This is a genomic window from Amycolatopsis sp. PSD-21 (assembly GCF_055561455.1).
This window is the reverse complement of sequence record NZ_CM145712.1, coordinates 1,188,471-1,209,147: the sequence shown is the minus strand read 5'-3', so window position 1 is coordinate 1,209,147 and position 20,677 is coordinate 1,188,471. Positions and strand designations below refer to the sequence as shown.

The 20,677-nt window shown below is 70.1% G+C and carries 18 protein-coding genes; 8 read left to right on the top strand and 10 right to left on the bottom strand.

Annotation, left to right across the window (positions count from 1 at the left end):
- Nucleotides 1-13 precede the first annotated feature (13 nt).
- Together ACZ1DY_RS06270 and ACZ1DY_RS06265 are read left to right on the top strand one after the other, a co-directional pair.
- A complete protein-coding gene (locus tag ACZ1DY_RS06270; protein WP_257489009.1) occupies nt 14-337 on the top strand; it encodes an MGMT family protein in 324 nt (107 codons plus the stop codon).
- 13 nt (nt 338-350) lie between these two features.
- Complete coding sequence (locus ACZ1DY_RS06265; RefSeq protein WP_465483838.1) at nt 351-1,181, top strand: siderophore-interacting protein; 831 nt, start codon at nt 351-353, stop codon at nt 1,179-1,181.
- Between the two features lie 175 nt (nt 1,182-1,356).
- Here the strand turns inward: ACZ1DY_RS06265 and ACZ1DY_RS06260 are convergent, their stop codons facing one another.
- The 3 genes from ACZ1DY_RS06260 to ACZ1DY_RS06250 are packed head-to-tail and all read right to left on the bottom strand — an operon-like array spanning nt 1,357 to nt 4,471.
- Nucleotides 1,357-2,646: a sensor histidine kinase gene (locus ACZ1DY_RS06260; RefSeq protein ID WP_465483837.1), complete on the bottom strand. Its 1,290-nt coding sequence runs from the start codon at nt 2,644-2,646 to the stop codon at nt 1,357-1,359.
- Between the two features lie 54 nt (nt 2,647-2,700).
- Nucleotides 2,701-3,510 (bottom strand): uroporphyrinogen-III synthase, encoded by an 810-nt coding sequence (locus ACZ1DY_RS06255; RefSeq protein WP_465483836.1) that lies wholly within the window; start codon nt 3,508-3,510, stop codon nt 2,701-2,703.
- Nucleotides 3,503-4,471: a helix-turn-helix transcriptional regulator gene (locus tag ACZ1DY_RS06250; protein ID WP_257489013.1), complete on the bottom strand. Its 969-nt coding sequence runs from the start codon at nt 4,469-4,471 to the stop codon at nt 3,503-3,505. The genes ACZ1DY_RS06255 and ACZ1DY_RS06250 overlap by 8 nt, the downstream gene beginning before the upstream one ends.
- Before the next feature lie 60 nt (nt 4,472-4,531).
- On the opposite strand from ACZ1DY_RS06250, the gene ACZ1DY_RS06245 reads away from it, so the two are divergent.
- The gene (locus ACZ1DY_RS06245; protein ID WP_257489014.1) at nt 4,532-4,927 is read left to right on the top strand and encodes a DUF3224 domain-containing protein; all 396 of its coding nucleotides are present in this window, start codon (nt 4,532-4,534) and stop codon (nt 4,925-4,927) included.
- A gap of 9 nt (nt 4,928-4,936) precedes the next feature.
- Complete coding sequence (locus ACZ1DY_RS06240) at nt 4,937-6,055, top strand: winged helix DNA-binding domain-containing protein (protein ID WP_126736313.1); 1,119 nt, start codon at nt 4,937-4,939, stop codon at nt 6,053-6,055.
- A 9-nt stretch (nt 6,056-6,064) separates the two neighbouring features.
- Here the strand turns inward: ACZ1DY_RS06240 and ACZ1DY_RS06235 are convergent, their stop codons facing one another.
- The 6 genes from ACZ1DY_RS06235 to ACZ1DY_RS06210 are packed head-to-tail and all read right to left on the bottom strand — an operon-like array spanning nt 6,065 to nt 14,894.
- Nucleotides 6,065-7,168 carry a uroporphyrinogen-III synthase gene (locus ACZ1DY_RS06235; protein WP_465483835.1) on the bottom strand — a complete coding sequence of 368 codons (1,104 nt, stop codon included), beginning with the start codon at nt 7,166-7,168 and terminating at the stop codon, nt 6,065-6,067.
- Nucleotides 7,165-7,512 (bottom strand): nitrite reductase small subunit NirD, encoded by a 348-nt coding sequence (gene nirD, locus ACZ1DY_RS06230; RefSeq protein WP_257489017.1) that lies wholly within the window; start codon nt 7,510-7,512, stop codon nt 7,165-7,167. The genes ACZ1DY_RS06235 and nirD overlap by 4 nt, the downstream gene beginning before the upstream one ends.
- Nucleotides 7,509-10,013, bottom strand: a complete 2,505-nt coding sequence (nirB, locus tag ACZ1DY_RS06225) for a nitrite reductase large subunit NirB (protein WP_465483834.1) — start codon at nt 10,011-10,013, stop codon at nt 7,509-7,511. The genes nirD and nirB overlap by 4 nt, the downstream gene beginning before the upstream one ends.
- The gene (locus ACZ1DY_RS06220) at nt 10,013-11,371 is read right to left on the bottom strand and encodes a nitrate/nitrite transporter (protein WP_257489019.1); all 1,359 of its coding nucleotides are present in this window, start codon (nt 11,369-11,371) and stop codon (nt 10,013-10,015) included. Before ACZ1DY_RS06220 ends, nirB begins: the two co-directional genes overlap by 1 nt.
- A 29-nt stretch (nt 11,372-11,400) precedes the next feature.
- Nucleotides 11,401-12,828 carry an FAD-dependent oxidoreductase gene (locus ACZ1DY_RS06215; protein WP_257489020.1) on the bottom strand — a complete coding sequence of 476 codons (1,428 nt, stop codon included), beginning with the start codon at nt 12,826-12,828 and terminating at the stop codon, nt 11,401-11,403.
- Nucleotides 12,825-14,894: a molybdopterin oxidoreductase family protein gene (locus ACZ1DY_RS06210; protein ID WP_465483833.1), complete on the bottom strand. Its 2,070-nt coding sequence runs from the start codon at nt 14,892-14,894 to the stop codon at nt 12,825-12,827. The genes ACZ1DY_RS06215 and ACZ1DY_RS06210 overlap by 4 nt, the downstream gene beginning before the upstream one ends.
- 319 nt (nt 14,895-15,213) lie before the next feature.
- Between ACZ1DY_RS06210 and ACZ1DY_RS06205 the strand changes: the two genes are divergently transcribed.
- Genes ACZ1DY_RS06205 through ACZ1DY_RS06195 form a run of 3 tightly spaced genes read left to right on the top strand, consistent with a single transcriptional unit; the run spans nt 15,214 to nt 18,674 of the window.
- Nucleotides 15,214-15,738: a PadR family transcriptional regulator gene (locus ACZ1DY_RS06205; RefSeq protein ID WP_257489022.1), complete on the top strand. Its 525-nt coding sequence runs from the start codon at nt 15,214-15,216 to the stop codon at nt 15,736-15,738.
- 15 nt (nt 15,739-15,753) lie between these two features.
- Entirely contained in the window at nt 15,754-16,434 is a 681-nt protein-coding gene (locus tag ACZ1DY_RS06200) for an ABC transporter ATP-binding protein (RefSeq protein ID WP_257489023.1), read from the top strand.
- Nucleotides 16,431-18,674 (top strand): FtsX-like permease family protein, encoded by a 2,244-nt coding sequence (locus ACZ1DY_RS06195; RefSeq protein ID WP_465483832.1) that lies wholly within the window; start codon nt 16,431-16,433, stop codon nt 18,672-18,674. The genes ACZ1DY_RS06200 and ACZ1DY_RS06195 overlap by 4 nt, the downstream gene beginning before the upstream one ends.
- Nucleotide 18,675: 1 nt before the next feature.
- On the opposite strand, the gene ACZ1DY_RS06190 is transcribed toward ACZ1DY_RS06195, so the two are convergent.
- A complete protein-coding gene (locus ACZ1DY_RS06190) occupies nt 18,676-19,473 on the bottom strand; it encodes a TIGR02569 family protein (protein ID WP_126736322.1) in 798 nt (265 codons plus the stop codon).
- Nucleotides 19,474-19,578: 105 nt separating this feature from the next.
- Here ACZ1DY_RS06190 and ACZ1DY_RS06185 point away from each other — a divergent pair, with 105 nt between their 5' ends.
- On the top strand, nt 19,579-20,547 hold the full coding sequence (locus ACZ1DY_RS06185; RefSeq protein ID WP_465483831.1) for a hypothetical protein: 969 nt from the start codon (nt 19,579-19,581) through the stop codon (nt 20,545-20,547).
- Nucleotides 20,548-20,677 lie beyond the last annotated feature (130 nt).

The following is a 20,677-nucleotide window of genomic DNA, read 5'->3' as shown; positions in this document are numbered from 1 at the left end:
GCAAAGTGGTCCCATGGATGACGAACTGCACGAGCGGGTGCGCGAGGTCATCGCGAGCGTGCCCGCCGGCTCGGTCGCGACTTATGGGGATATAGCGTCGGTTTCGGGGGCGCCGTCGCCGCGGCTGGTGGGCCGGATCCTCGGCGAGGACGGCCACGACCTGCCTTGGCACCGCATTCTGCGGGCCGACGGGACACCGGCTCCGCATCTTCTCGACGAACAGCTGCAACGGCTGCGCGCGGAAGGCGTCATCCCCGACGGCCAGCGCGTCGACCTGCGGAAATACCGGTGGCAACGTGATCCCGGCGACGACGCTGGCCCCGGCGCTCTTTTTTAGGTTAGCCTCCCTAATGAGCTACATCGAGGCGAAGGTGGCCGGTGTCCGGCGGCTCACCCCGCATATGAGCAGGGTGACCTTCTCGGGGGCGTCGCTGGTGGACCAGGCGCCCGACCAGTACCTGAAGGTGTTCTTCCCGCAGCCCGGCCAGGCGGAGCCGGTGCTGCCCGCGCCGCTGGCCGGCGACGAAGTGCTGTCCTGGTACCGGACCTACCTCGCGATGCCCGACGACGTCCGGCCGCCGATGCGCACGTACACCGTGCGCGCGCTGCGACCGTCGGTGCAGGAGGTGGACATCGACTTCGTCCTGCACGGCGACGAAGGCCCGGCCTCCGCGTGGGCTTCGCGCGCTTCGGAGGGCGATCGGGTCGCTTTCCTCGGGCCGCACGGGCTCTACGACGTCCCTCCGGAGACGACCTGGCAGCTGCTGGTCGGCGATGAGACCGCGATCCCGGCGATCGGCGCGATCGTCGAGGCGCTGCCCGCCGGGACGCGAGCGGTGGTCTACGTCGAGATCAGTGATCGCGAAGACCGGCAGGTCTTCGAAACGCAGGGGACCGTGGAGCTGCACTGGGTCGTGCGGGGCTCGGGACCTGTCGGCGACTCGGTGCTCGAAGCCGTGCGGAAGGCGGAGCTGCCGGGCGGGACGCCGTACGCGTGGATCTCCGGCGAAGCGAACATGGTGAAGCTAGTGCGGCGACACCTCGTGCGGGAGCGCGGCGTCGACAAGCGGGCGATCTGCTTCACGGGATACTGGCGGCAAGGGGTGAGCGAAGAGGCCGCCGGGCGCGAAGCGATGCGGCAGGCGGAGGCCGGGGAGACGCCTGGTCCCGACGAGGACTGAGGCTCCTGACCTGCGAAAAGGGAGCAAGGGACCTTTGCTACCACTTACGTAGGAATGCTAAGCAATCGATAGCAAAGGTCCCTTGCTCCCACTCCGCCGCAGAACGCCGTGAAGGCCTCCCTGCCTACCCTCAAGGTAGTGAAGGAGGCCTTCACGGACTGAGCGGTCAAGCCCCTCAGTGCGGCACCCACAGCGTCACCCGGGTCCCCCGCCCCGGCTGCGAATCGATCGTCCCCCGCCCGCCGACCTCCGCAAGCCGCGCCATGATCGACTGGCTGATCCCGAAGCCCGGCGGCCGATCCAGCATGCTGAAGCCGGTCCCCTGATCCCGCGCGATGACCGCGACGCCGCCTTCGCTTTCCTCGACGCGAAGCACGACCTGGTTCGTCCCGGCGTGCTTCACGGTGTTTCGGAGCGCTTCGCGGACGGCGTCGCGGATGGCGGTCCGGCGCGCGTGCGAGAGCCGGTAGTCCTGTTCGGTCTCGGCAGCGACGAGCTGGGTGCGCAGGCCGTCCCGCGCCATTTCGGTGGCGACCTCGGCGAGGTCCGCCGCGAGCCCGCGAGCCGACGGCGCGTCCGGGCCGAGCAGTTCGCGCCGTAGTTCGGCGGCTTGCGCCCGCGCGGTGGCGCGCATTTCGGCGAGCCGTTCCGAGGCCGCCGAGTCGTCGTCCGGCGCCTCCAGCCCCATCGCCTCCAGCGTCTGCAAAACGCTGTCGTGCATGACCCGCTGGGTCCGCAGGCGTTCGGCCCGCTGTCCCCGGCGCATCCCGATCCCCAGCGCGAACCGCGTCCCGACGCCGAGCAGGATCAGGATCCCCGCCGTGGTCACCATCGCCACGACGAGCGCGACCATGCACCCCACCGACCGGCTCACCGCGAGCGGATGGTCGATCGGCAGCCCGCCGATCCAGGTCAGGAACGCCCGGAACGGCACGGCCGCGATCACCAGCGCGAGCGCCGCGGGCAGCCCGAACGACAGCGTCCACAACGCGACCGTCCCGACCATCCACGTCCACGCGACGTCGACGGCGAACGGCTGGATCTCGGCGGGCGCCGCGGCGGCCACGATCGTCGTGAGCACCACGCCAACGGCGAGATCCGCGTACATCAGCCGCCCGGAGGTCTTCGCCCGGATCCCGCGGCCGCGTACCACCCACCAGACCGCGAGGACGTTGAGCAGCATCCCGACGATCGTCGTGCTCAGCACGGGCACGATGCCCGCCGACCCGTTCGAGACCAGGAAACCGAGGTACACCTTCGGAAACGCGGCCACGCGGTAGAAGATCGGGCCGAGCGCGGAGTAGCGGATCGCGCGCATTAGCAGCGTGTCCGCGGAGTCTTCCCGATAGCGCCAGTCGGGCACGGAATCGGGGTCCGGTGCTTCGTCGGCCGGGCTCGCGCCCAGCACCGAAGAACCCTTTCGCAACATCGCGCGCACGAACGTGACCGATTGAGACTCGGACATCCGCCGCCCTCCCCGCGTCCGATGGGTCGAGCCTGGCAAAGCGGACTACCCGCGTCAAGACGGCCGAATGCGCAGCTGGGCGACGAGAAGTTTGACCAACGCGCCGAGCCGCTGACGTTCGGGCTGCACGGTCGGTACCCCGGCCGCTTCCAGCGGAGCCGCGGTCACCGGGCCGACGCACGCGCACAGCACCGGACCACGCAGTGCGTCAAGGAGTTCCTCGCGACGCGACCCCGCCAGCGTCAGCAGGTTCGCCGCCGCCGGAGCGGAGGTGAAGGCCAAAGCGTGCACGCGCCCGGAAATGACGCTTTCGACGAGTTCGTGCACAGGAGCGACGTCGGCTGGCGAAAGCCAGCGATACGGCTGCGCCTGGACGACTTCCGCACCGGCGTCCCGCAGCGACGCGGTGAGTTCGGGCAGCAGGGTTCCGTGTAACTGGACGGCGACCCGTGCGCCGCCGACCCCGGCATCGCGCAAGCCTTCGAACAGTTCCGCATTGCTCTCCTCGGGCGCGGAAAACTCCTCCCGGAGGCCGAAACCACGCACTGCGCCCACCGCCTTCGGCCCGCGCGCGAAGATCCGTGACGCGGCCAGCCGCTCCAGCAACGGTTCGCGCAGCCCCCAGCCTTCAGCCGCCGAAAGCCAGCCGCGGAATCCGGCGCCGGTGGTGACCGCGGTGAACCCGACCGGCCGGGCCAGCACGGCCTCCGTCGCCGCCCGCAGCTCGGTGTCGTCGGGCAGCGGGACGATCCGGATCGTGGGCGCGTGCAGGACGGTCGCGCCGTGCCGCGTCAGCGCGCCGATGAAGTCGTCGGCTCGCCGCTCGGCGGTGATCCCGATCGTGATGCCGTCCAGGTCAGCCATAAACCGCGCCCATCTTCCCGATCTCCTCCGCCAGCCGCTCGCGCAGCTCCGCCGGTTCGAGCACTTCGAGGTTCCCGCCGAACCGCAGTAGTTCGCCGACGGCCGATTCTCCCGGCTCCACCGGCAGTTCCATCGTCAGCCAGCCGTTTTCGTCCGGTTCGGCATCCGCTTCCCGCAACGCCCGCGCTCCGACGGCTCCGAGATAGAAGGGCAACAGTATGCGGGCGAACTCGTTCAGCCGGACCACCGCCATCCGCGAGTACATCCGCTTTTCGAACTGCTCCGACCACTCCTGCCAGTAGCGCGCGAGGTCGAAGTCCGACGGCCGCTCGAAGACCTCGCCGAGATCTTCGAGCTCTTCGATCCGGGAGACCCGATAGGTCCGGTCGCTCCCGTCGCACCGCGCCGCGAGATACCAGTTCCCGGCTTTGAGGATCAGGCCCAGCGGGTCGAGCACGCGCTCGACCTTCCGCTGCCCCCAGCGTTCGTACCGGACCTTGATCCGCCGCGCGTGCCAGACCGCGTCGGCCAGTTCGGACAGTCGCGGCAGGCTTTCGATCCCGCGATGCCAGCCGGGCACGTCCAGAAAGAACCGCTCGGAGATCTTGCTCGCCCCGGCACGCAGCTCCGCGGGCATGGCCGCGTGCAGTTTGAGCTGGGCGGCGGCGAGGACCGTACCCAGCCCGAGCTCGCCGGCCGCGCCCGGCAGGCCCGCCAGCGAAAGCGATTGCGCCTCCTCCTCGGTGAGCCCGGTCAGCCGCGTGCGATAGCCGTCGACCAGCTGATATCCGCCCGTGCGCCCGCGATCGGCGTACACCGGCACGCCGGCGGCGGACAGCGCCTCGACGTCGCGGTAGACCGTCCGGACCGACACTTCCAGCTCGGCGGCCAGCTCTTCGGCCGTCATCCGGCCGCGGTTCTGCAGCAGGAGGAGAACGGACAGGAGCCTGCTCGCGCGCATGGATCGAGTATCCCAGAAAACCTGACACATCCTGACAGGTTTGGCTGACAGGGTGAACCCATGAACACGTTCGCCGTGAAGAACTGGGAAGAATCGATCGTCAGCGGCACCGACGGCGGCCCCCGGGTCGCCTACGCGCACGCCACCTTCGACTACAACGGGCTGATCGAAGGCGAGTCGATCCTCGACTACCTGCTGTACTACGCGGGTGAGGGTTACGACGGCGGCGGAACGCCGGCGCCGGGCTTCGAACGGATCGAAGGCAGTGTGGACGGGCGCAAGGGAAGCTTCGTGATCAAGCACGACACCGGGTTCGACGCCAAGGGCATCTCGTCGAAGTTCACGATCGTCGAGGGCTCCGGAACGGGTGAACTCGCCGGGATCACCGGCACCGGCACCACGACCGGCGTCCTCGGTGAGCCGACGATGTCGTACACACTCGATTACTCGCTCTGAGGAGGACCAGTGCTCGAGGTCGATCGCGAGCAGGTGCTGGCGTACCGGATCGCGGCCCACGGCCTGCACCGTGAGGAGACCGATCCGGCCGCCGCGGCCGTGTTCGACCTCGGACTGCAGGATTCCGTGCGGGACACCGCCCTCTTGGGCCTCGCCGCCCGGATCGACGGCGACATCACGCCGTCGGTCTGGGACGGCGAACGGTTCGTGCTCGCGTGGACGCATCGCGGCGCGCCCCATTTCCACCGTCGCGCCGAGCTGGACGCGGTCCGGGCAGCGCTGGTGCCGCTCGACGAGAAAGACGCCATGGCGCGGATCCTGTGGCAGCGCAAGCAGGTCGAGGACGCGGGCATGTCCGCGACGGACGCGCTGTTCACCGCGGCGAAGGCGATCCGCGAGGTCGTCACCGGCGTGCTCACCAAGGGCGCGGTGAGCGGCGCGGTCACGAAACTGATCCCCGAAGGCCTGTCGTACGCCTGCCGCGGCTGCGGTGTCGTGCACATCTATGAGCAGCTGATGCGGGTCGCGTCGATCCACGCCGGGGTCCGGCTGGAAGCGGGCGCGACGCCGGCGACGTTGGCACCGCTGGAAGGGCGTGGCCGCCTCAAGACGTCGCCGGACGTCAAGGCGGCCGAACGCGTCATCGAGAATTACCTGCGGATCAACGGTCCGGCCTCCCCTGGCGACGCCGCCGCGTACGTCGGGACGACCCGCGCCGGCGTCGACGCGATGTGGCCGGGCGGCCTGGTCGAGGTCCGCGTCGACGGCAAGAAGGCGTTCCTGCCGGAAGACGGCGTGCCGCTGCTGGAGAAACCGCCGGAGCCGGACGTGGTGCGCCTGCTGCCGCCGATGGACCCGTTCGTCCAGGCGCGTGACCGCGCTGTGCTGGTGCCGGACAAGGCCCGGCAGAAGGAGGTCTGGAAGATTCTCGGCAATCCCGGCGCGCTGCTGGCCGGCGGCGAGATCGCCGGCGTGTGGCGGGCCAAGGCGAGCGGGAAGAAGCGGCTCGACTTCACGGTCACCTCGTTCGACACCCTCCGCCCGGCCGTGCGGAAGGCGGCCGAGGCGGAGGCCGCCCGCGTCGCCGCCGCCCGGGAGTTCCCCGACCACCGCGTCACCTGGTCCTGACCCCGGGGGTCACGGATCGACGGCCAAGCGGTAGCCGCGCTTCACCACCGTCTGGACGAGTTTCGGCGACCCCAAAGAGCTCCGCAGGCGCCCGATGGCGGTCTCGACGGCGTGTTCCTCGCCGCCGTCGGGCAACGCGGAGATCAGCTCCCGCCGGGAGAACACCCGCCCCGGTGCCTCCGCCAGCGCCCGCAGTATGGCCATCGGCGCGGGCGCGATGTCACACCACTGGCCGTCGACCAACGCCGCCTGCCCCCGCAGTTCGATGCTCCGCCCGCCCGCGGTCAGCCGCGGCGAACGGGATTCCAGCGCGTCGGACACCGTCCGCGCCAGCGCCCCGATCCGCGACCGCGCGGGCTGGACCGTCGGGATCCCGAGCGCGGCCAACGGCGCCGCGGTGATCGGCCCGACACAGGCCGCCACGACCCGCTTCTCCAGTGCCCGCACGATTCCCGGCAATCGCCCGGTCCGTTTCGCGACCGCCAGCATGGACGCCACCGCGGGCGCGCTGGTGAACGGCAACGCGTCCACCGAACCGTCGAGGACACCGTCGAGCAGCCGGTCCAGCGGGCCGGGATCGGCGGGCCCGACCCACCGGTACACCGGCACCTCGATCACCTCGGCACCCGCGCCGCGCAGACTGTCCACAAAGTACGGAAGCGGCTCGCCGTGCAGCTGCACCGCGATCCGCTGACCGTCCACACCGGAATCGAGCAGATGCCGCAGGACTTCGGCATTGCTCTCCGAGGCAGGCGAGTAGTCCTCCGAAAGCCCGGCCGCGCGGATCGCGCCCTTCGCCTTCGGACCGCGAGCCAGCAGCGACGACTTCCCGAGCCGGTCGAGCAGCTCCTCCCCCAGCCCCCAGCCCTCGGCCGCCTCGACCCAGCCGCGGAAGCCGATCCCGGTCGTCGCGACGACGGCGTCGACCCGGTCCTCCAGCAGACGCCGAGTGGCCGCTCGCAGTTCGGTGTCGTCGGCGAGCGGCACGATCCGGATCGCCGGGCCGTAGCGCACGGTCGCACCCTTACGCACGAACAGCGCGCCGAGCTCGTCAGCCCGCCGCGCCGCCGTGATCCCGATGACGAATCCCGCCAGGGGAAGGACTTCTGTCACGGTGAGAATTCCACCTCCACGACCCCATCGGTGACCCGCACCCGATAGGCCGCGACCGAGACTCCTTCGGCGTCCAGGCACGAGCCGGTCCGCAGATCGAAGCGTTCCTTGTACACCGGCGAAGCCACCACGGGGACACCGCTCGCGTCACCGACGATGCCTCGCGAAAGCACCGCCGCACCGCTGATCGGATCCACATTGGACAGTGCGTACCACCGGTCGCCGGGCAGCCGGAAGATCGCCACCTGCGTCTCGCCTTCGAGCAGGGCGGCGACACCGGACCATTCGGGAACGGCGCCGGCCGCGCAGACGGCGGTCCAGGTGCGCTGGATCGAGGTCGTCACTGCTTCACCTCCGGGATGCCCAGCAGCACGGGCACCTTCTGGTCGCGTTCGGTGCGGAACGAGATCGTCGGATCCGGCGTGCCCGGCGCGTTGACGAACGAGGTGAACTTCGCCAGCTTCTCCGGGTCCTCCAGCACGCCGCGCCATTCGTCGGCGTAGTCGCCGACGTGTTTGGCCATCGCCGCGTCGAGGTCCTCGCAGATGCCGAGCTTGTCGTCGACGATCACCGCGCGCAGGTGGTCGAGTCCGCCCTCCATCTCCTCGACCCACGGCGCGGTGCGCTGCAGGCGGTCGGCCGTGCGGACGTAGAACATCAGGAACCGGTCGATCGTCCGGATCAGCGTCTCTGTGTCCACTTCGGACACCAGCAGATCGGCGTGCCGCGGGGTCGCGCCGCCGTTACCGCCGACGTAGAGGTTCCAGCCCTTGTCGGTGGCGATGATGCCGAAGTCCTTGCTCCGCGCCTCCGCGCATTCCCGCGCACAGCCCGAAACGGCCGACTTCAGCTTGTGCGGCGAGCGCAGGCCGCGGTAGCGCAGCTCCAGCTCGATCGCGAGCCCGACGCTGTCCTGAACGCCGTAGCGGCACCACGTCGAACCGACGCACGACTTCACCGTGCGCAACGACTTCCCGTACGCGTGGCCCGATTCGAACCCGGCGTCGACGAGCCGCCGCCAGATCAGCGGGAGCTGGTCGACGGTGGCGCCGAACAGGTCGATCCGCTGCCCGCCGGTGATCTTGGTGTACAGCCCGAAATCCATCGCCACCTGCGCGATCACCATCAGCTTCTCCGGCGTGATCTCGCCGCCGGGGATGCGCGGGACCACCGAGTAGGTCCCGTTGCGCTGCAGGTTCGCGAGGAACTTGTCGTTGGTGTCCTGCAGGGTCGCCTGCTCGCCGGCGAGGATATGCCCGTTGCCCAGCGTGGCCAGGATGGACGCGATCGCCGGTTTGCAGATCGCGCACCCGGTTCCGGTGCCGTAGCGGTCGATCATCTCGCTGAACGTGGTGATCCGCGTGGCCTGCAGGATCTGGAACAGCTCCGCGCGCGACTGCGTGAAGTGCTCACACAGCGCCTTCGACTGCTCGACACCGCAAGCCGTCAGCAGCTTGCCCAGCAGCGGGACACACGATCCGCACGCCGTGCCCGCCCGCGTGCAGCCCTTGATCTTGGCGACCGAATCGCAGCCCTCTTCGGTGATCGCGTGCGTGATCGCACCCTTGGAGACCGCGTTGCAGGAACAGATCTGCGCGGCGTCGGGCAGCGCGTCGACACCGACCGCCGCCCCTCCACCGGCCGGGGCGAGGATCGCGCCGGGTTCGGCGGGCAGCGGCCTGCCGACCATCGCGCGCAGCGTGTTGAACTCGCTCGCGTCGCCCACCAGCACCCCGCCGAGCAACGTCTTCGAGTCGTCCGAGACGACGAGCTTCTTGTACGTCCCGGCGACGGCGTCGTTGAACGCGACCTCCAGCGCGCCCTCGGTCGCCGCGTGCGCGTCGCCGAAGCTGGCGACGTCGACGCCCATGAGCTTGAGCTTCGTCGACATATCCGGCTCGGGGAACGTGCCCTCGCCGCCGGTCAGCCGCGCCGCGACGATCTCCGCCATCGCGTACCCGGGCGCCACGATGCCGTACACCTTGCCGTCCACGGCCGCGCATTCACCGATCGCGTACACCGCCGGATCGGATGTCCGGCAGGTGTCGTCGACCAGGATCCCGCCCCGCGCGCCGACTTCCAGGCCGGACGAACGCGCCAGATCGTCACGCGGCCGGATTCCGGCGGAGAACACGACCAGGTCGACGTCGAGTTCCGTGCCGTTGCCGAGCTTCGCGATGTAGCGTTCGCCGTCCGGCTCGATGGCGTCGGTCGACGTTCCCGTGTGGACGGTCACGTCGAGATCGGTGATCAGCCGTCGCAGCAGGCCACCACCGCCTTCGTCGACCTGTAGCGGCATCAGGCGGGGCGCCATCTCGACCACGTGCGGCGAAAGACCCATGTCCCGCAGCGCCTTCGCGGCTTCCAACCCGAGGAGCCCGCCACCGATGACGACCGCCGAACGGCGCCCGCGCCCGGGCCGCTGAGCGGCTTCCCGGATGGCGTCGAGATCCTCGATCGTCCGGTACACGAAGCAGCCGGGGAGATCGTGGCCGGGCACCGGCGGGACGAACGGCCGCGAACCGGTCGCGAGGACGAGCGCGTCGTACGGCTGCTCGTATCCGGCTTCGGTGACGACGACCTTGCGGTCCCGGTCCACCGAGGCGACCGCGTCACCGAGCCGCAGTTCGACCATCGGGTCGTCCGCGTAGTCCGCGCCTTCCAAAGCGAGTGACGCCGGGTCCCACGTGTCCACATAGGACGTCAGGGCGACGCGATCGTAAGCGGGCCGCGCCTCCTCGGCGAGGACCACGATCTGCCACTCGCCGGTCTTGTCCTCCGCGCGCACCGCTTCCACGAGCCGGTGCGCGACCATGCCATGTCCCGCGACGACGAGTTTCCGCATCAGACCTCCGCCCCGGCGAGCGCCAGACCTCGGGTGCTCGCCACCTCCGACTGCTGTTTGCGCAGGTACACCGCCCAGGTGACGGCGAAGCACAGGCCGTAGAAGACGAGGAAGGCGATGAACGCCGGCACCCCGCTCTTCGTGTCCGCGAACGACTGGCGGAAGGCCAGGTTGATGAAGAGCCCGCCGAGGGCGCCGATCGCCCCGGCCAAGCCGATCAGCGCGCCGGAAAGCTTGCGGGCCTTGAGCATCTCCAGCGTCTCGTCCGCGCCCTCGCTGATCGCGACCTTGGCCTTGGCGCGGAAGATCGCCGGGATCATCTTGTACGTCGAGCCGTTGCCGATACCGGTGAGCACGAACAACACGATGAACGCGACGGTGAACAACGCCAGCGAGTTCGACGACGACGCGAGGATCAGCACCACCGTCGCCGCGGCCATGCCGACGAACGTCACGAAGGTGATCTTGCCGCCACCGATGCGGTCGGCCAGCCAGCCGCCCGTCGGCCGTGAGAACGAACCGAGCAGCGGCCCGAGGAACGTCACCGCGGCCGCCTGCAGCGGCGTGCGGCCGAACTGGTTCTGCAGCACCAGGCCGAAGGCGAAGCTGTACCCGATGAACGAACCGAACGTGCCCACGTAGAGGAACGACATCACCCAGGTGTGCGGATCCTTGACGACCTCGCGCATCGCCTTCGTGTCGCCCTTCATCGAAGCGAGGTTGTCCATGAAGAAGTACGCGCAGGTCGCGGCGACCACGATCAGCGGGATGTAGATGTAGAGGACCACCCGGGGCGCGGTCGCGCCGACGGTGCCGATGACCAGCAGGCCGATCAGCTGGATCGCCGCCACACCGAGGTTCCCGCCGCCCGCGTTGAGCCCGAGCGCCCAGCCCTTGTGCTTCTCGGGGTAGAACGCGTTGATGTTGGTCATCGACGACGCGAAGTTCCCGCCGCCGACCCCGCCGAGTGCGGCGATCAGCAGGAACGTGCCGAGCGAGGTGCCCGGTTCCATCGCGATCGCCGCGAGGATCGTCGGCGCCAGCAACAGCAGGGCGCTGACGATCGTCCAGTTCCGGCCACCGAACTTCGCCACCGCGAAGGTGTAGAGCGGCCGCATCAGCGCGCCGATCAGCGTCGGCGTCGAGACCAGCAGGAATTTGTCGGCGGCCGAGAACCCGTACTGCGGGCCCATGAACAGGACCATGACCGACCACAGTGTCCAGACGGAGAAGCCGATGTGCTCGGCCAGGATGGAGAACCAGAGGTTCCGCCGGGCGACCTTCTTCCCGGTCTCCTCCCAGAACCGCTCGTTCTCCGGATCCCAGTGCTCGATCCAGCGCTTTCCACGAGCGTGCATGAGGTCCTCCTTGGTGGATGCGTTCGGGTTCACTGGGCGGCCAGCCATTTCGCGACCCCGCCGACGGCGTCCTTGCAGCCGCCGCAGCCGGTCGTCGCGCGGGTCGCCCCGGCGAGGGCGGGGACGTCGGTGGCGCCGCCGCGCCACGCTTCGACGAGCCGCCCCTTGGTCACGGCGTTGCAGCGGCAGATGACCGCCGACGCGGGCAGATCGGCCGGGCTCGCCGCCGACGGCGCTCCCGGCGGCAGCGACCGTCCTAAAAGGACCGCCAGCCGGTCTTCGGGCACCGGGGTGCCCCGGTCGTAGAGTTGCGTGATCGTCGCGGCCGCGTCGGGCAGGCCGAGCAGGATCGCGCCGGTCACCCGGTTTTCCCGGATGACGAGCTTCCCGTAGCGGCAGCCCGCCGGGTCGCTGAAGGTGAGCACTTCGGCGGTCGGGTCGTCCGCGCCGGTCATCGTCTCGCCGAGCGCGGTGAGGTCGATGCCGCGGGCCTTGAGCCGCGTCACCGCCTGGGTGCCGCGATAGCGTGACGCGGATTTCGTGCCGGTGACCAGATCCGCGACGACGGTGGCCTGTTCCCACGCGGGTTGCACGAGGCCGCCGAACGCGCCCGGATGCTTCGCGCAGTCGCCGATCGCGTGGATCCGGCCGTCGCTGGTGCGCAGCAGATCGTCGACGACGATGCCGCCTTCGACGGTCAGCCCGGCGTCCACGGCCAGCTTCGTCTCGGGCCGGACTCCGGTGGAGACGACGATGAGATCGGCGGGCACGTGCGTACCGTCGTCGAGTTTGAGCCCGTCGCCGCTGACGTAGCGCGCCGCCCCGACGCCGAGCCGGAAGGCGACGCCGAGTTCTTCGAGTTTCCTGGTCAGCACCCGCGCGGATTCCGCGTCGAGCTGACGTTCCATGATGTGCGGCATCGGATGCACGACGGTGACGAGGTTCCCGCGTCCGGCGAGGCCCCGCGCGGCTTCCAGGCCGAGCAACCCACCGCCGAGGACGGCCACCGGCGCCCCAAGTTTGGCGGCGTCGAGAATGCGCGCGCAGTCGTCGAGCGTGCGGAACGCGACGACGTCCGGGCCGGGTTCGAGCCCTTCGACCGGCGGCATCCACGGGTTCGCGCCGGTGGCGAGCACGAGCGCGTCGTAGTCCACAGTGGACCCGTCGTCGAGGTGGACCCGGCGCGCGTCCCGGTCGATCGACGTCGCGGAGACACCCCGGCGCAGGTCGGCGCGGGTGCGGGACGACCATTCGTCGTCGTGCAGCCGGACGGCCTCGGGCCGCATGGTGCCGGCGACCACCGACGAGAGCAGCACCCGGTTGTAGGCGGCGTGCTCCTCCGCGCCGACGACGGTGAGCCGCACGCGCTCGCCATCGGGATCGCGGCGCTGGATCTCGTCCGCGAGCCGCGCGCCCGCCATCCCGTACCCGGCGATGACCACCGACCGGGGGCTCACGCGACGGCCTCGGCCGGGGCGAGCGCGACCGCGCACACCTTGAACTCGGGCATCCGGCTCGTCGGGTCGAGCACCGGGTTGGTCAGCAGGTTCGCCCGGCCCTCGCCGGGGAAGTGGAACGGCAGGAACACGAGGTCGGGACGCAGCGACGCCACACAGCGGACGCGTGCGACGGTCTTCCCGCGGCGGGAGCGCACGACGGCGAGGTCGCCCTCGGCCAGCCCCGCGCGGGCAGCGGTGTCGGGATGAACTTCCACGAAGGCCTCCGCCACGACGTCGTTGAGTTCTTTGACCAGCCGGGTCTGCGCCCCGGACTGGTAGTGCTGCAGGACCCGCCCGGTGGTGGCCTGCAAGGGGAATTCGGCGTCGGGCAGCTCGGCCGGGCCGACGTGGTCGACCGGGACGAACCGCGCGCGGCCGTCCGGATGGGCGAAGGAGTCGAGGAACATCCGCGGCGTGCCGGGATGCGACTCCGCCGGGACGGGCCAGTAGAGGGCCTCGCCGTCCCGGAGCCGGTCGTAGGTGATGCCCGAGTAGTCGGCGACACCGCCCTTCGAAGCCTGCCGAAGCTCGGTGAAGACGGTCTCGGCGTCCGCCGGGAACCGTCCCTCGGGCTGGCCGAACCGGCGGGCGAGCTCGGAAAGCACGTAAAGATCGGTCTTCGCGCCGGACGGCGGGTCGATCGCCTTGCGACGCAGGAGGATCCGGCCTTCGAGGTTGGTCATCGTGCCGTCCTCCTCGGCCCACTGGGTGACCGGCAGGACGACGTCGGCCATCGCCGCGGTCTCCGAAAGGACGAGGTCCGAGACCACCAGGAAGTCCAAAGAGGACACTTTGTCCTGGATGTTCCCGGCACCGGGCGCGGAAACGACGAGGTTGCTGCCGAACACCATCAGCGCGCTCGGCCCGTCTTCGGTGCCGAGCGCCTCCAGCAGCTCGACCGCCGACCGGCCCGGCCCCGGCAGGGATTCCGGCGGCACGCCCCACACTCCGGCGACGTACTCGCGGGCCGCGGGGTCGTCGATCTTGCGGTAACCGGGCAGTTGGTCCGCCTTCTGCCCGTGCTCGCGACCACCCTGTCCGTTGCCCTGCCCGGTCAGGCAGCCGAACCCGGATCCCTTGCGTCCGGGCAGGCCGAGGGCGAGCGAGAGATTGATCCAGGCGTTGACCATCGCGGTGCCGTTGGCGTGCTGTTCGGTACCGCGCGCGGTGAGGACATAGGCGTTGCGGGCGGCGGCGAGCTTGGCGGCGACGCGACGCTGGTCCGCGGCGGAGACGCCGGTGATCTGCTCGACGCGCTCCGGCCACCAGGCCGCGACCGAACGCCACAGTTCCTCGAAGCCGTTCGTCCGCGAGACCACATAGGACTTGTCGAGCCGGCCGTCGGCGACGACGGCGTGCAGGATGCCTTGCGCCAGCGCGAGATCGGTTCCCGGCGCGGGCTGCAGGTGGAGTCCGGCGAGTTCGGCGGTCGGCGTGCGGCGCGGGTCGACGACGATCAGGTCCGCGCCACGCAGGTGCTGGGTGAACGGCGGCATCGTCTCGGCGGGGTTCGCGCCGATCAGCAGGACCGCGTCGGCGTCGGCGAGATCCGTGACCGGGAACGGCATCCCGCGGTCGGCGCCGAACGCCTTGATCCCCGCGGCCGCCGCCGACGACATGCAGAACCGGCCGTTGTAGTCGATCTGCGAGGTGCCCAGCGCGACCCGGGCGAACTTCCCCAGCAGATAAGCCTTCTCGTTGGTCAGCCCGCCGCCGCCGAAGACGGCGACCGAGTCGGCGCCCTTGGTTTCGCGGATCTCGGTGAGCCGCTTCGCGACGAGGTCGAGGGCCTGCGGCCAGGTCGCGGGCCGGAGTTCACCGTCGACCCTGATCAGTGGTGTCGTCAGGCGGGAGGGCGAGGTGAGGAGCTCCCCCGACGTCCAGCCCTTCTGGCAGAGGCCGCCGGCGTTGACCGGGAAGTCACGCGGGGCGACCCGGGCGCCGTCGAGGCTCATCCCGCACTGCAGGGCGCAGTACGGGCAGTGCGTGTCCACCGCGGTCACGGTGGGGGCGGCGAGTGGCACGGGCACCTCCTCCAGGCGTCGATAGCGCTTGAAGGTAGGTAGGCCGTGTTACCTGAAAACTCCTGAATGTTTCAGGCGTTTGACATTGCCCGCCGTCGAGCCACGTCACACCGTGAGGTCGCGAGCCTGCCCGAGTCGACCTCGCGACGTCGCGAAAGCCACTTTCGGGACATCTGATGTCCCGAAAGTGGCTTTCGCGGCACCTCTTGATGCGGCACGGGTCAAAAGGGCTGATGGGGCCTTCACCGCGTCACATGCGGGGAATGACGCCCTCAGCAGCTATACACTCGATGTATAGATCGTGTGTATAGTCGCCCTCATGTCCATCGGGAACACGCTGCTCGGCCTGCTCGAAGCCGGCCCGAAGCACGGCTATGACCTCAAACAGCTTTACGACAAGCAGTTCCGCCAAGACCGTCCGCTGCACTACGGGCAGGTCTACTCGACGCTGAACCGGCTCCTGAAGAACGGCCTGGTCGAGGAGAACGGCGTCGAGGCGGGCGCCGGCCCGGACCGGAAGCGGTACGCGATCACCGAGGCGGGCGTCACCAACGTCGAGGAATGGCTGAAAAGCCCGGAAAACCCCTCGGTCTACCTGCAGAACACGCTCTACACCAAGGTCGTGCTCGCGTTGCTGTCCGGCCGCGGCGCGCAGGACCTGCTCGACGCCCAGCGGAGCTCCCACCTGCGCGCCATGCGTGAGCTCACCGCCCGCAAGACCGACGGCGACCTCGCCGACCAGCTGATCTGCGACCACGCGCTCTTCCACCTGGAAGCGGATCTGCGGTGGCTGGAACTCACCGCCGCCCGCCTCGACGACCTCGCGCGCCAGCTGACGCGCTGATCTGGGGACCACACAGTGGAAACACCGTTGTTACACGGGCTCGGCCTGCACAAGGCCTTCGGCCCGAATCAGGCGCTCACCGGGGCGGGGCTGACGCTCGAAGCCGGCGAGATCGTCGCGATCATGGGCCCCTCCGGCTCCGGGAAGTCGACGCTGCTGCACTGCCTGTCCGGAATCGTGCGGCCCGACGCGGGTCAGGTGCTGTTCCGCGGCCGTGACCTCGCGAGCATGTCCGACACCGAACGCAGCGCCTTGCGGCGCACCGAATTCGGCTTCGTCTTCCAGTTCGGGCAGCTCGTCCCGGAGCTGACCTGCCTGGAGAACGTCGCGCTGCCACTGCGCCTTGGCGGGATGAAACGCCGCCCCGCCGAGCGGCTCGCGCGGACCTGGCTCGACCGGCTGGCGGTCGGCGACGCCGGTGACAGCACCCCCGGCCAGGTTTCGGGCGGGCAGAGCCAGCGGGTCGCCATGGCCAGGGCGCTGATCACCGAACCGTCGGTGGTCTTCGCCGACGAACCGACCGGCGCGCTGGACACGCTCAGCGGAGAGCTGGTCATGCGACTGCTGTCCGAGACGGCGAAGCAGACCGACGCCGCCGTCGTCCTCGTCACCCACGAACCGAGGGTGGCCGCCTACTCCGACCGGGAGGTCATCGTGCGAGACGGCCGGACACGCGAACCGGTGATCACCCGATGACCGGGCGCGAAGACCTGATGCTGGGGTTCCGGCTGGCCGTCGGGGGCGGCCGGGGCTCGATCGTCAGGCTCGTCCTGAGCACCGTCGGCATCGGGCTCGCGGTCGCGGTCCTCCTGATCGGCGCCTCCGCGGGCACCGTCAAGGAGAACCGCGACCAGCGGGCGTACGCCGCTTCCCCGCGGTACGAACCGATCCCGGGTGTCGCACCGCTGAACCACCACACGACGACGACCGACTTCCGCGGGCAGGCGATCTCGCTCGTCCATCTGCACGCCACCGGGCCGAATTCGCCGATCCCGCCGGGGGTGGACCGGCTGCCCGCGCCGGGCGAGGTCTTCCTTTCCCCGAAGCTCGACGAACTCGTCGCGGCCGACACCAGTGGTCTGTTACGGCCCCGTCTGCCCGGCAAGCCGGTCGGGATCATCGGCACGGGAGCGGTACTCAATCCGAATGATCTCGTCGTCTACGCCGGCACGGACAATCCACGCAACGGCGCCCCGATCTATGCCTTCGGTTCCCCTCCCGGCTACGAAGCGCCGTTCGAACGGGGAATTCTCTCGCTGCTGCTGATCGGTCTCTTCGTCCTGCTCACGCCGGTGTTCATCTTCGTGGGGACGGTCTCCCGGCTCGGCGGTGCGGCCCGTGACCGGCGGCTCGCCGCGCTACGCCTGGCGGGCTCGTCCCTCAAGCAGCTGCGCCGGATCACCGCGGCGGAATCCCTCGTGGGCGCCGTGGCCGGGCTGGTCGCCGGCGGCGCGTCGTTCCTGCTGTTCCGCGGCGCGGTGGCGGACTTCCAGGTGCTCCGGTTCGGGGTGTACTCGGAGGACCTGACACCGCCGTGGCCACTGGTGGTGCTGATCGTGCTCGTGGTCCCCGCGCTGACCGTGGCGGCGGCTTGGGCCGCGCAGCGGCACACGGTCGCCGAACCGCTCGGAGTCGTCCGCGAAACCGTGCCGCCGAAGCGGCGGTTGTGGTGGAGGCTGCTGCCGATCGTCGCCGGAATCGCTTTGATAGCCCCGGATTTCAGCGTCGCGAGCGAACTCGGCCGGATGGCGCTGATCGCCGGTGCCGTGCTGCTGATGCTCGGGATACCCGCGGTGCTGCCGTGGCTGCTGGAGCGTGCCGTCGCCCGGATCAAGGGCGGGCCGCCGTCATTCCAGCTCGCGATCCGCCGTCTGCGGAACGACAGCGGGACCCCGGCCCGGGTGGTCGCGGGGCTCTGCGTGGTGCTCGCCGGGGTGATCGCGCTGCAGAGCCTGTTGGCGGGCCAGGCGACGTCGGCGGCCGTTCACCAGGAGAAGACCGATGACCGGATCTCCGTCCATGCCGACAGTTCGGTGGCCGATCAGGCGATCGCCGCGGTCCGCGCGGTGCCCGGCGCGGCCGGCTTCCAGGCCATGCGCTCGATGCTCGTCGACACGAACCGCGGCGATGGCGGGCTCGTCTCGCTCACCGTCGCCGACTGCGCCACGATCGAAGCGACCACCACGGCGACCGGATGCCACGACGGTGACGTGTTCGCCGATCCCGCTTCTCTCCACAAAGGACAGTCGATGAAGCTCACCGACGACGACAAGAGGGAATGGCCCTGGACCGTTCCTGCCACGCCCCGCCCGCTCGGCGTGAAGGCGTCGGGGCTCGGCGAGCAGCTCCAGCCACACGTGCTCGCGACACCCGCCGCGATGGCGGGCGTCGACCTGGCCGCCGCGCCGGTCACGGTGAGCCTGCGGGGGACGACCGGCGATCCGGACTTCGTCGAGCTGGTGCGGAACGCGGTGGCGCCGTACAGCGGACAGGTCTCGGTGGCGTCCGCCAACGAAAAGCGGGTCTCGGACGAGGCCCGGATGCTCGACGACGTGCGGACCATCCTGTTCGGCGGCGCGTTGTCCGTCCTGTTGCTGGCCGGGGTGAGCCTGCTGGTGCTCGCTCAGGAACAGGTCCGGGAACGGCGCCGGGCGCTCGGGGCGCTGTCCGCCACCGGCGTGCCGGTGCGGGTGATCGTCCGATCCCTGCTGTGGCAGAACGGAATTCCGCTGCTGGTGGGCATCGTGGTCGCGACGGTGACCGGGATCGCCGTCGCCGCGCTGGGCAGGCGGCTGTTCTGGAAGGGCTTGCACGTCGACTGGCCGGCGGTCGGGCTGCTCGCCGCGGCGGCGATCGCGATGGTGCTGCTGGTGACGGCGTCGACGGTCCCGTCGGTCCGCGCGGCGGCGAAGACGGAGAACCTGCGCACCGAGTGACCTACAGCACCGCGCTCACGTCCCGGGCGGCGGCACGGAGTCCGTCGTGCGCCGCCCGGGTCGACCGCGGGTCGAGGGCGTTGGCGGCGAGCCGGAAGAGGACAGCCCGTAGGAGAAGCTGGGGCCATTGGGGCAGATGCGCCCAGCGTTCGAGGAGATCGATGGTGGCGCCGCCCCAGGCCAGTGCGTCGACCGCGACGATCGCGGCGCCCCATTCACCCGGCCGGTAGTACGGCACGAAATCGACGATGCCGGGGGCCGCGTCGCCGTCGAAGAGCACTCCGGCGAGAAGCTCGCCGTGGACGACCTGGTCCGGCAGTTTGACCGGTCTTCGCGAACCGGCCAGCACCTCGAACCAGCGGCCGCCCTTGTTCTCGTCGAGGGGCACTTCCGCCTCGCCCCAGGCGAGTTTGTCGGCGAGCGCCTCGATGTCGGTGCGCCGTCCCAGGAAATCCGGCCGCGGCAACCCGGCCGTCGCGCGATGCAGTTTGACCGCCGCGTGCACGACCTCGTCGTACCGGTGCTCGGCCGTGCCGGACACGAACCGGTTCGCCGACCAGCCGCCGACGATCCATCGGCCGTCGCTGGACCGGACGGGCTTCGCGACCCGCAGCCCCGGCTCGTCGACGGCTTCCAGCGCCCGGGCCGTCCACAGGGTCCGCGACTTGTCGACGACGGGTTTGAGCACGAGATCGTTGTAGCGCCAGGCGGTGGTGCCGGGCAGCGGTTCCGCGTCACCGGTACGTCCGCCGAACGCCGAACAGACGTGTTCCGGAGGGCTTTCAAGGGTGGCACGCACGGCTCGGCACGTTACCCCGTCTTCCGCGCCACGAACGAGAAGACGCGCTGGTCTTGAGTAGCGATACTCAAGACAGGATCGCTTCTGACCTGCCATTCTTCGACCGTGATCCCCCGAACGGCTCAGCGCCGCCTCACCGGCGGGCAGCTCACCGCGCTCGCACTCGGCTCACTGTGGCTGCTCGGCACGCTGGGGGCGCTCACCGTGGGCCTGCTGCTCCCGCTCGCCGCTTTCCTGCACGTTCCGTGGATCGCGTTGCCGGTGCCGCTCGTGTCGATCGGGGTGGTCTATCTCGTCGCTTTCGCGGCACCGGAAGCGTTTCCGTCCGTCGCGAAGCCTTGGCCGCGGCTGGCCTGGGCCTTCGCGACCGGGATTTGCGGTGTCTTCGGCGCGATCTTCGTGCTGGAAGTGGCCGAGGCGTTCGACCCGTGGTTCGCGGTGCCGTTCCTCGGAGTGCCGGTACTGCTCGTCGCGGGGCTGTTCACGCGTGATCTCCGGGCGAGGGCAGGCGCGGGTGTCCTTTTGGTCGCCCTGATCGTGGGCGGGATCGCCGTCCCCGCGTCACTGCCTCCGGACACCCCCGCACGGCGCCTCGCCGCGACCGGCGTCCCACGCGATCGCACTCTCGCGGCGGACCTCGGCCCGCAGCGGCTCCCGACCAAGACGACCGAAGACTCCGGGGCGCTGATCGTCGAGTACGCGCCGCAGCTGTGGATCTCGCCCGTCTGGACCTTCGCGACCGACGCCGTCGAGAGCTGCGAGACGTCGGTGAAGACCGCTTGGCGCCTTGAAAACGCGACGTGCGCTCAAGTCGGCGAAGGCGAGTTCATCCGGCGGAACGCGGACCGCATCGAGTTCGTCCAGCGGCGCGGCGCGCTGTCGGTGCACCTCGCGGGGAACCACAACTGGAAACCCGAGGAACTGCGCGAGCTGGCCGGGAAAACCCATCCGCTGACCGACGCCGAGATCATCGCCGCCGTGCCGAAGTCGCCCCTGGGGAACCGGACGGACGTCGTCGCGGAGTTCGCCAAGTTCGTGCGGGCGATCTTCGTGGGCCGGTCCGTCGGCTACTGACGCTCGGGGGAGCAAGGGACCTTTGCTACCACTTTGGGCGCGGCCGAGTGGAGGTGTGTGGAAATAGGGACGTTGAGTGTCCCCATTTCCACACACCCCGAACTCCGCGTGACGGCGCCTACGGACCGTG

Coding starts and splice junctions, on each gene's coding strand:
- ACZ1DY_RS06250 (WP_257489013.1), bottom strand. CDS start 4,471: ATGCGCGCGAGCAGGCTCCTGTCCGTTCTCCTCCTGCTGCAGAACCGC.
- nirB (WP_465483834.1), bottom strand. CDS start 10,013: ATGCGGAAACTCGTCGTCGCGGGACATGGCATGGTCGCGCACCGGCTC.
- ACZ1DY_RS06255 (WP_465483836.1), bottom strand. CDS start 3,510: ATGGCTGACCTGGACGGCATCACGATCGGGATCACCGCCGAGCGGCGA.
- ACZ1DY_RS06245 (WP_257489014.1), top strand. CDS start 4,532: ATGAACACGTTCGCCGTGAAGAACTGGGAAGAATCGATCGTCAGCGGC.
- ACZ1DY_RS06205 (WP_257489022.1), top strand. CDS start 15,214: ATGTCCATCGGGAACACGCTGCTCGGCCTGCTCGAAGCCGGCCCGAAG.
- ACZ1DY_RS06270 (WP_257489009.1), top strand. CDS start 14: ATGGATGACGAACTGCACGAGCGGGTGCGCGAGGTCATCGCGAGCGTG.
- ACZ1DY_RS06260 (WP_465483837.1), bottom strand. CDS start 2,646: ATGTCCGAGTCTCAATCGGTCACGTTCGTGCGCGCGATGTTGCGAAAG.
- ACZ1DY_RS06195 (WP_465483832.1), top strand. CDS start 16,431: ATGACCGGGCGCGAAGACCTGATGCTGGGGTTCCGGCTGGCCGTCGGG.
- ACZ1DY_RS06220 (WP_257489019.1), bottom strand. CDS start 11,371: ATGCACGCTCGTGGAAAGCGCTGGATCGAGCACTGGGATCCGGAGAAC.
- ACZ1DY_RS06265 (WP_465483838.1), top strand. CDS start 351: ATGAGCTACATCGAGGCGAAGGTGGCCGGTGTCCGGCGGCTCACCCCG.